The following is an 8813-nucleotide window of genomic DNA, read 5'->3' on the forward strand; positions in this document are numbered from 1 at the left end:
GGCCTCGGCTGGCTGGGCGAGCTCCATGCCGGCTGGTTCCCGTACCTCGCGTACACCGGACTGGCCGCACCGGCCGGAGCGTGCTCCCGGCCATTGGCCGCGCCGGTGGTGGGTATGTCCGTCCGGCTGTGCTGCAACGCCTTCGCCGAACACCGGCATGCCGAATTGGGCTGGTCCGGAGCGGGGATCGAGAGCCTGTGGCCCTCGCGGCCCGGCGTCGATCCGGGCCCACGTCGCCGCGGTGCGGCGCTCATGGCCGCGCCGGTGGACGGGCCGGTCAGCCGCTGGTGCCGGCTACCTCGCGTACGGCCTTGGCGACGGCCGCGAAGTCCTTCTTGAGGATCATGTCGTGGTTGCTCGCGACCTTCGCGCTGATCTCGATGTTGGGGTTCCGTTCGGTCACCGCCTGGAGGCTCGCGCGGATCCGTTCCTGCCCGTCGCCCTTGCTGCCGAGGGAGGACCCCGAGGCGACCACGTACCGCGCCGGGACCGTGATGGCGTCCAGCACCGGGTTCATCGCGCTCGCGCGGGCGACCTTGCCGAGCTCGATGTTGCACTCGGCCATCTGCGCGGCGGTCATCCGGGGCGTCAGGCCGGTCGGGCGGGCCAGCGCCACCAGTGGGGAGAACCGTCGGAACAGCTTGCGGATCCGCTGCTCCTCGCGTCGTCCAGCCAGTCGTACGGCTGCGCGCCCTCGACCATGACCGCGCCCAGCGCCCGGTCCGGGTTGCGGCCGGCCCAGTGCGCCGCGACGAAAGCCCCGTAGGACCAGCCCACCACCACCGCCCGGTCCACGCCCCGGGCGGCGAGCACCGCGTCGACGTCCGTGACCATGGTGGCGAAGGAGTAGTCCGCCGAGCGCCCCGACTTCCTGCCGCGGCCCCGCATGTCGTAGGTGATGTGCCGCCAGCGCGGGCCCAGTTCGGCGATGGTGTGCCGCCAGTAGCCCTGGGTGGCGAACTGGCCGTTGAGGTAGATCACGGGGGCGCCGGAACCCCCGGTGTCGGCGACGGCCAAGGCCGTGTCGTCCACCGGCACCATGCCGGTCCACTGCGCGTTCGTCATGACTTCCTCCTGGTCGGGGTGGTCGACGTGCCGACGTGCCGACGCGCCGGTCAGGCCGCGTCGAGGGCGCCGGTGATCTTGCGGGTGATGTCGGCCAGGACCGGGCCGGGCTCGCCCTTGAGGCCCCGGGTGGCTGCGGCGATGGCGACCAGGACGGTGCTGCGGAAGTTCTCGGCCTCGGCCTGGTCCTGCCGCTTGAGCAGGCTCATCGCCGCCGTCAAGGCGGGCAGCACCTGGTCCGCGATGGCGGCCACGGACTTGCCGTCGACCTTGGCGCCCTCGGACTTCTCGGCGAGCACGTGCCCGACCAGGCCGGTCGCGGCCGACAGGGCGATGGAGCCCTCGGTGGCGATCTTGTGGGGCTTGTTGGTGGCACTGGCGGCGGTCAGCAGTGCGACGGCGCCATAGGCGGCGGTGCGGAGGGTCAGCTTGTCCTGCTCGGAGAGGGTGATGGACATGGTGGGGTGCTCCTTCGGCTGGGTGATGACCGTTCGGCAATCGCTGAACACCTAGGACGGTACATTGCGTTTACAGATCTCGCAACGATCGTGAGCCCAGATTCTCCCTATAAATCAAGGGTTTTGTGCGCACCATTGCAATGGCTGTGATGGTAAACGCAAGGGGTGATCGCGGGGTGCATTGCAATGACCCTGGCAAGTTCGGATACTGTGCGGCAGGACGCGGGAACGCCGCGCAGACCTTGAGGAGACGGACACCGATGCCCGGAGGCAGGCTCACCGACGAGGACCGCCGGCAGATCGCTGCCGGGCTGGCCGAGGGGCTCGGATACACGGAGATCGGCCGCCGCCTGGAGCGGCCCGCCTCCACGGTCATGCGCGAGGTCACCCGCAATGGCGGACCGGACGACTACCGGGCTGACCGGGCCCAGGAAGCCACCCGTCACCGCGCGCGCCGGCCCAAGCAGGACCCACCCCACGCACCGCCGCCGCTCGCCGACGGCCAGGGTCGCGACCCACGGGTCGTCCGGGACGTCGCGGGGTCCGTCATCACGCTCATCGAGCAGCAAGGCATGCCCACGATGACGGCCAAGGTACTGGTCTGCCTGCTCGTCACCGACTCAGGCACCCTCACCGCCGCGGACCTGGTCCAGCAGCTCCGGGTCAGCCCCGCGTCCGTCTCGCACGCCGTCGCCTTCCTCGAACAACAGGGCCTGCTCCGGCGGGAACGGGTTCCCGGTGAGCGCCGCGAGCGCTACGTCATCGACGGCGAGATCTGGCTCCGGTCCACCCTGGCCACGGTGCGGATGCACACCGCCCTGGTGGCCGAACTCCGCAGCGCCGCCGAGGCCCTCGGCCCCGCCACCCCTGCCGGCGCCCGCTTCCGGGACTCCGCCGACTTCCTGGCCCTCATGAGCGAGACCCTCACCCAGGTCATCCACCAGTGGCAGCAGGGCCAGGCGGACCGCGACGCGGCCGGCGGTGCACCCTGAGCCACGAGGCCTCGTAGTACGGGCTCTGCCTCGACTCTGACCAGTGGCGACAATGCCGCGTCAAGACGGCTGCCGACCGCGTCAAGGACGCGTCAGGACGAGCGGACTGAGGTTCGGCCGCACCCTAGCGTGAGCTGCGAGGAAACGGTTCGCCGCCCGGGCGTGGGGCCTGGCGGTGGACCGTTTGCCGAATCCCGACCCCGGCGGGCTCCTCCGGGGCGGGTTCGGCGGCCAGTGCGAAAACCGGGGGAGGGGCGCGCGGCGATGCCAGCGGGAGGATCGAGCGGTACGGCAGTCGTGGAGAAAACGGTCGCGTCGGAGACAGCGCGGCAGGAGACAGCCCTACCACTGCCCGCGCCGCGTGCCCCCGGTCACCGGCTCGGCCGCTCCTGGCGTAGCCGGGACTGGTGGCACACCCCGCGCCTGGTGCGTGGGCTGACCGGGCTCTGCCTGGTGGCGCTGCTCGGCGCCGGCACGGCGACCGCCGCCGTTCTGGGCGGCGCCCGCGACGGCACGGACGTGATCGGACACCAGGCCGCCCCGCAGGTGGTGCGCTCGGCCGACCTCTACTTCGCGCTCAACGACATGGACGCCCAGGCCGCCAACCTGCTGCTGTTCGGCGCCGACCCGGACTACACGGCGCTGCGCAAGGACACGCTGGACACCTACGAGCAGCGCCGCACCCAGGCCGACACCGACCTGCAGCGCGTCACGGAAGCGGTGGCCGGCGACGCGGCCGGGCAGCGGGCCGTGCAGACCGTCATCGGCGAACTCGGCCAGTACGAGGCGCTGGTGGCCCGCGCCCAGCTGCTGGAAGAACAGGCCCACGCCCCCGTCGGCCGCCCTTCGGCGAACGCCCTCGCGGCCTATCGCCAGGCCACCGACCTGCTGCGCCAGCGCCTGCTGCCGGCCGTCGACGAGGTGACCAAGGCCAACGCCGCCGTCGTGGAGCGCAACTACACCGACCGGCGCGACGCCCTGTCCGGCGGCTGGTGGACGATCCTGGTCACCGGCCTGCTGGCCCTGGCCGCCCTCGGGCTGCTGCAGCGGCTGCTCGCGGTGCGCTTCCGGCGGCTGGTGAACGTGCCGCTGGCCGCCACCACCCTGCTCACCCTCGCCGGACTGGTCACCGCGCTGACGCTGACCTCCCGGGTGGACCACCAGCTGGTGGTCGCGAAGAGCAACTCCTTCGACTCGGTGATCGCGCTCAGCCGGGCCCGCGCGGTCGCGTACGACCTCAACGCCGACGAGAGCCGCTACCTGACCGACCCCGCCCGGGCGGCCGCGTACGAGCAGAGCTTCCTCGACAAGACCCAGTCCTTCGCCCGGATCGACGGCGCCGCGCTCGCCACGTACAACGACAAGCTCGCCGCGCTCGCCGACAAGCACCGGGCCGACCACGGCCAGGTCGGGTTCGGCGGGTACCTCGGCGAAGAACTGCGCAACATCACCTTTCCCGGGGAACAGGAAGCGGCGGAACGGGTGCTGGCCGCGTTCCAGCAGTACCAGCGCGACGACCGGAAGATCCGCGAGCTCAACGTCCAGGGCAAGCTCAAGGAGGCCGTCACCTTCGACACCGGCACCACCGCGGGCCAGTCCAACGCCGACTTCGACGTGCTCAGCGCCGCCCTTGAGGACAACCAGGCGATCAACCAGCGCGCCTTCGACGGAGCCGTCGCCGCCACCGACGACGACCTCGACGCCGCCACGGCCGGACTGGGTGCGGCGGCCCTTGCGGCGGCGCTCGCCCTGACCGCGGCGGGGGTGCGGCCGCGCCTGCGCGAGTTCGCGTGAGCGGGACGCAATCCCAGCCGGGGCAGGGGCGGAGCTCGCAGTGGCGTTCGCCCACCGGGCCGCCGCGAAGGCACTCGGCTGCCCCAGCACCGACGTGCCCAGCTTCAGCTCACTGGCTGCGGACCTGTGCTCCCGTGGGCGGGTCAGGGCTCGTAGCGGTAACCCATGCCGGCCTCGGTGATCAGGTGGCGGGGGCGGGCGGGGTCGGGTTCGAGCTTGCGGCGCAGGCCGGCGAGGTAGACGCGCAGGTAGTGGCGCTGCTTCTCGGCGGTGGGGCCCCATACCTCGCGCAGGATCCGCCGGCCGGGCACCAGGTGGCCCGGGTCGGCCAGCAGGAGGGTGAGGATCTTCCACTCGGTGGGGGTGAGCCGGACGGGCCCGTCCGGCCCGGTGGCGGTGGTGGCGTCCGTGTCGATCTCGTACTCGCCGATCCTGGGGTTGTGTTCGCGGACGAGGTGGAGCGGTCTTCGCAGGACGGCCCGCAGCCGGGCGAAGAGTTCGTCGGGGTCGAACGGTTTGGTGACGTAGTCGTCGGCCCCGGCGTCGAGGGCGCGGACCATCTCCTCGGGGTCGGTGTGCCCGGAGAGCACGATGATCGGCACATCGAGGTGGGCGCGCATGCCCTTCAGGACGTCGATGCCGCCGAGGTCGGGAAGGCCGAGGTCGAGGAGGACGGCGTCGGGCTGCTCACGCTCGGCCACGTCGAGTGCCTCCTGGCCGCTGTGCGCGGTGAGGACCGTGTAGTGGCGGGCACTGAGGTTGATCCGCAGGGTTCGCAGCAGCAGCGGATCGTCGTCGACCAGCAGGACGCGGCTCACTGTTCCGCCTCGAAGTGCGTGGCGGCGGGGAGGGTGAGCAGCATGGTGGTGCCGCCGCCGGGGGTGTCCTCGACTTCGAGGGTGCCGCCCATGGCTTCGGCGAGGCCGCGGGAGAGGGCGAGGCCGAGGCCGACGCCGGTGGTGTTGTCGGTGTCACCGAGGCGTTGGAAGGGGAGGAAGACCCGGTCGCGGTCCTCTGGGGCGATGCCGGGGCCGCGGTCGACGACACGGATCTCGACCTGGTCGGCGTGGCCGCTCGCGGTGACCAGGACGGGCGCGCCGGGGGCGTTGTGCCGCAGTGCGTTGGCGATGAGGTTGGCGAGGACGCGTTCCAGCAGGGGCGGGTCGGCGAGCACCGGCGGGGCGGTGTCGAGGTCGAGGGGCTGGACGGCGGCGTCCGGGTCGGCCAGGGAGTCCATCGCCCGGGGCAGTACCTCGTCGAGCTGGGTGGCCTCCAGGTTGAGGGTGAGTGCGCCGGCCTGGAGGCGGCTCATGTCGAGGAGGTTGTCGACCAGTGCGGTGAGCTTGAGCAGTGACTCATTGGCCATGGTGAGGAGTTCGTCGCGGTCGGCGGGTGCGAACTCGACGTCGGGGCTGCGCAGTGAGCCGACGGCGACGAGGGCGGCGGCGAGCGGGGTGCGCAGGTCGTGGCTGACGGCGGCGAGCAGGGCGGTGCGCATCTTGTCGGCGGCCTTGATCGGTTCGACCTCGGCGGCGGCGGTGGCGAGGCGGTCGCGTTCGAGCGCGGCGGCGATGTGCGCGGCGAAGGCGGTGAGGACGCGTTGGTCGGTGGCGGAGACCTGGCGTCCGGCCAGGATCAGCAAGGCGTCCGGTCCGGCGGGTAGTTCGGTGACCGTGCGGTCGGTGGCAGGCTCGCCGTCGGAGTCGCTGCGGGCGACGGTGGCGCCGCTGCGGTCGAGCAGGGCGACGGAGTCCAGGCCGAAGGCGGTGCGGGTCTTGTCCAGCAGGGCGGGCAAGGCGTCGGCGCCGCGCAGCACGCTGCCGGCCAGGGTGGAGAGGGCCTCGGCCTCGGCGGTGGCGCGGGCGGCCCGGGTGGTGAGGCGGGCGGCGTGGTCGACGACGGTGGAGACGGTGAGTGCGACGACCGCGAAGACCACCAGGGCGATGAAGTTGTTGGTCTCGTCGATGGTGAAGGTGTGGACGGGCGGGATGAAGAAGTAGTTGAGCAGCAGCGAGGCCACCAGCGAGGCCAACAGGGCCGAGGTCGCGCCACCGAGCAACGCGACGGCCACGACGCCGAGTTGGAAGATCAGTGCGTCGGTGGTGAGGTTGACCGAGTGGTGGAACCGGGACAGCACGGCCGTCAGCAGCGTGGGCACCGCCAGGCCGGCCAGGTAGCCGGCGATGGTGCGGCGCGTGGAGTGGCGGGGGCCGAGTTTGGGGAGGATCCGGCCGCGGCCGGTGAACTCGTGGGTGACCATGTGGACGTCGATGTCCTCGGACGCGTCGATGGTCGTCTGGCCGTTGCCGGGGCCGGTGAGGAAGCGGTTGATCCGGCCGCGGCGGCTGGTGCCGAGCACCAGCTGGGTGGCGTGGTGCGCGCGGGCGAAGGCCAACAGCGCGGTGGGGACGTCATCGCCCACGACGACGTGGTAGCTGCCGCCCAGGTCTTCCACCAGCTGGCGCTGCTGGGCGAGCGCGCCGGGCGAGGCGCCTGCCAGGCCGTCACTGCGACTGACGTGCACGGCCAGCAGCTCGCCGCCGGCGGTCCGGTCGGCGATCCGGGCGGCGCGGCGGATGATCGTCTCGCCCTCGGGGCCTCCGGTGATCGCCACGACGACGCGTTCGCGGGTCTCCCAGACCCGGTCGATGTTGTGGGTCGAGCGGTAGTCGCGCAGGCCTTCGTCGACCCGCCCGGCGACCCAGAGCAGGGCGAGTTCGCGCAGGGCGGTGAGGTTGCCGACGCGGAAGTAGTTGGACAGGGCCGCGTCGACCTTCTCGGCCTTGTAGACGTTGCCGTGGGCCATGCGCCGGCGCAGCGCCTGCGGGGCCATGTCGACGAGTTCGATCTGGTCGGCCCGGCGGACGACCTCGTCCGGGACGGTCTCGCGCTGGGGGATGCCGGTGATCTTCTGGACGACGTCGTTCAGCGATTCCAGGTGCTGGATGTTGACGGTGGTGATGACGTCGATCCCGGCGGCGAGCAGTTCCTCGATGTCCTGCCAGCGCTTGGCGTTGCGTCCGCCGGGGATGTTGGTGTGGGCGAGTTCGTCGACCAGGACGACGGAGGGCCGACGGGCGAGGATGGCGTCGAGGTCCATCTCCTCGAAGTCGGTGTCGCGGTAACGCCGGCGCAGGCGGGGAACCACCTCAAGTCCGTCGAGGATTCCCGCGGTGTGCTTGCGCCCGTGGGTCTCGATGAAGCCGACGACCACGTCCGCGCCGCGATCTCGCCGTCGGTGGGCCTCGTCCAGCATGCGGTAGGTCTTGCCGACACCAGGGGCCGATCCGAGGTAGACCCGCAGCCGTCCGCGGCGGTAAACGGTGCCGGGGGTGAGGTCAGGGGGCATGGGAGCTGCGCTTTCTGACGAAGGGCGACCGGTACGGGTGTGCTGTCGGCCCGGTGGATGGTGAGGTGTGCCCCGCCGGGCGGACGGGGAGAACGGGCGACCGACCCGGGTGCGGCATGGTGTGCACCGCGCCCGGGTCGGCTTGGAACCTCAGCGTGCCGAGGCGGTCACTTCTGCTCGCTGATCGCCTTGTTGAGGAGGACGACGTTGACGCCCTCCTGGCCGAGGAAGCCGAGCGAGCGACCCTCGGTGTACTTGTCGACCAGCTGGTTCAGCGTGTCCGCCGGCAGGCTGCGCTCCTTGGCGACCCGGTTGACCTGCTCCTTGGCGTAGGCCACCGAGATGTGCGGGTCGAGGCCGGAGCCGGAGGCGGTCAGCGCGTCGGCAGGCACGCTCGCCGGGTCGACGCCGTCGAAGGCGGCGACGGCGGCGCGGCGGTCGTTGACGGCCTTCAGCAGGTCGTCGCTGTTCGGGCCGAGGTTGCTGGCGCCGGAGTTGTCGCCTGCGTGGTTGTTGGCGGAGGGCCGGGGCTGGAACCACTTCGGGTCCGGCACCGGCTCCTCCTTCGGGTCGTCGGGATTCTTCTTCGGCAGGTCGTAGTTCTGGCCGAGCAGGCTCGAACCGACCTCCTTGCCGTCGGACTTCACGATCGAGCCGTTGGCCTTGTCGCTGAAGACGGCCTGGCTGATCCCGGTGATCAGCAGCGGGTAGGCGATGCCGCACAGGACGGTCATCACCAGCAGCGCCCGCAGCGCGGTGAGGTGGGTGCGCACGATGGTGGGCATGGTTCTCGTTCTCTCAGCTCAGACCGGGGATGAACTGGACGATCAGGTCGATCAGCTTGATGCCGACGAACGGCACGATCAAGCCGCCGACGCCGTAGATCCCGATGTTGCGGGCCAGCAGTGAACTGGCGTCGGACGGGCGGTACTTCACGCCGCGCAGGGCGAGCGGGATCAGGCCGATGATGACCAGGGCGTTGAAGACGATCGCGGAGGTGATCGCGGACTGGGGGCTGTGCAGGCCCATGATGTTGAGGTGGCTCAGGCCCGGGTACACGCCGGCGAACATCGCGGGGATGATCGCGAAGTACTTGGCCACGTCGTTGGCGATCGAGAACGTGGTCAGCGCGCCGCGGGTGATCAGCAGCTGCTT

The 8813-nt window shown here is 71.4% G+C and carries 8 protein-coding genes and 1 pseudogene; 2 read left to right on the forward strand and 7 right to left on the reverse strand.

Going from position 1 to position 8813, the window contains the following annotated elements:
* Positions 1-277: 277 nt before the first annotated feature.
* Genes ACWCYO_RS32910 through ACWCYO_RS32920 form a run of 3 tightly spaced genes read right to left on the reverse strand, consistent with a single transcriptional unit; the run spans position 278 to position 1523 of the window.
* Positions 278-616, reverse strand: a complete 339-nt coding sequence (locus ACWCYO_RS32910) for a hypothetical protein (RefSeq protein WP_449786269.1) — start codon at positions 614-616, stop codon at positions 278-280.
* On the reverse strand, positions 589-1065 hold the full coding sequence (locus tag ACWCYO_RS32915; RefSeq protein WP_449786263.1) for an alpha/beta fold hydrolase: 477 nt from the start codon (positions 1063-1065) through the stop codon (positions 589-591). The genes ACWCYO_RS32910 and ACWCYO_RS32915 overlap by 28 nt, the downstream gene beginning before the upstream one ends.
* Before the next feature lie 50 nt (positions 1066-1115).
* On the reverse strand, positions 1116-1523 hold the full coding sequence (locus ACWCYO_RS32920) for a hypothetical protein (protein WP_270142723.1): 408 nt from the start codon (positions 1521-1523) through the stop codon (positions 1116-1118).
* 260 nt (positions 1524-1783) lie between these two features.
* Here ACWCYO_RS32920 and ACWCYO_RS32925 point away from each other — a divergent pair, with 260 nt between their 5' ends.
* A complete protein-coding gene (locus ACWCYO_RS32925; protein ID WP_270142721.1) occupies positions 1784-2515 on the forward strand; it encodes a GbsR/MarR family transcriptional regulator in 732 nt (243 codons plus the stop codon).
* A 426-nt stretch (positions 2516-2941) separates the two neighbouring features.
* Positions 2942-4309 carry a hypothetical protein gene (locus tag ACWCYO_RS32930; protein ID WP_449786264.1) on the forward strand — a complete coding sequence of 456 codons (1368 nt, stop codon included), beginning with the start codon at positions 2942-2944 and terminating at the stop codon, positions 4307-4309.
* Between the two features lie 143 nt (positions 4310-4452).
* On the opposite strand, the gene ACWCYO_RS32935 is transcribed toward ACWCYO_RS32930, so the two are convergent.
* The 4 genes and pseudogenes from ACWCYO_RS32935 to ACWCYO_RS32950 all read right to left on the reverse strand — a co-directional run.
* Positions 4453-5127 carry a response regulator gene (locus tag ACWCYO_RS32935; RefSeq protein ID WP_449786265.1) on the reverse strand — a complete coding sequence of 225 codons (675 nt, stop codon included), beginning with the start codon at positions 5125-5127 and terminating at the stop codon, positions 4453-4455.
* Entirely contained in the window at positions 5124-7658 is a 2535-nt protein-coding gene (locus ACWCYO_RS32940) for an ATP-binding protein (protein ID WP_449786266.1), read from the reverse strand. Before ACWCYO_RS32940 ends, ACWCYO_RS32935 begins: the two co-directional genes overlap by 4 nt.
* Positions 7659-7825: 167 nt before the next feature.
* Complete coding sequence (gene kdpC, locus ACWCYO_RS32945) at positions 7826-8443, reverse strand: K(+)-transporting ATPase subunit C (RefSeq protein ID WP_449786267.1); 618 nt, start codon at positions 8441-8443, stop codon at positions 7826-7828.
* 13 nt (positions 8444-8456) lie between these two features.
* Positions 8457-8813: pseudogene (locus tag ACWCYO_RS32950) on the reverse strand (potassium-transporting ATPase subunit B); the annotation flags it as partial.

The sequence above is a fragment of the Kitasatospora sp. NPDC001683 genome, from assembly GCF_053596495.1.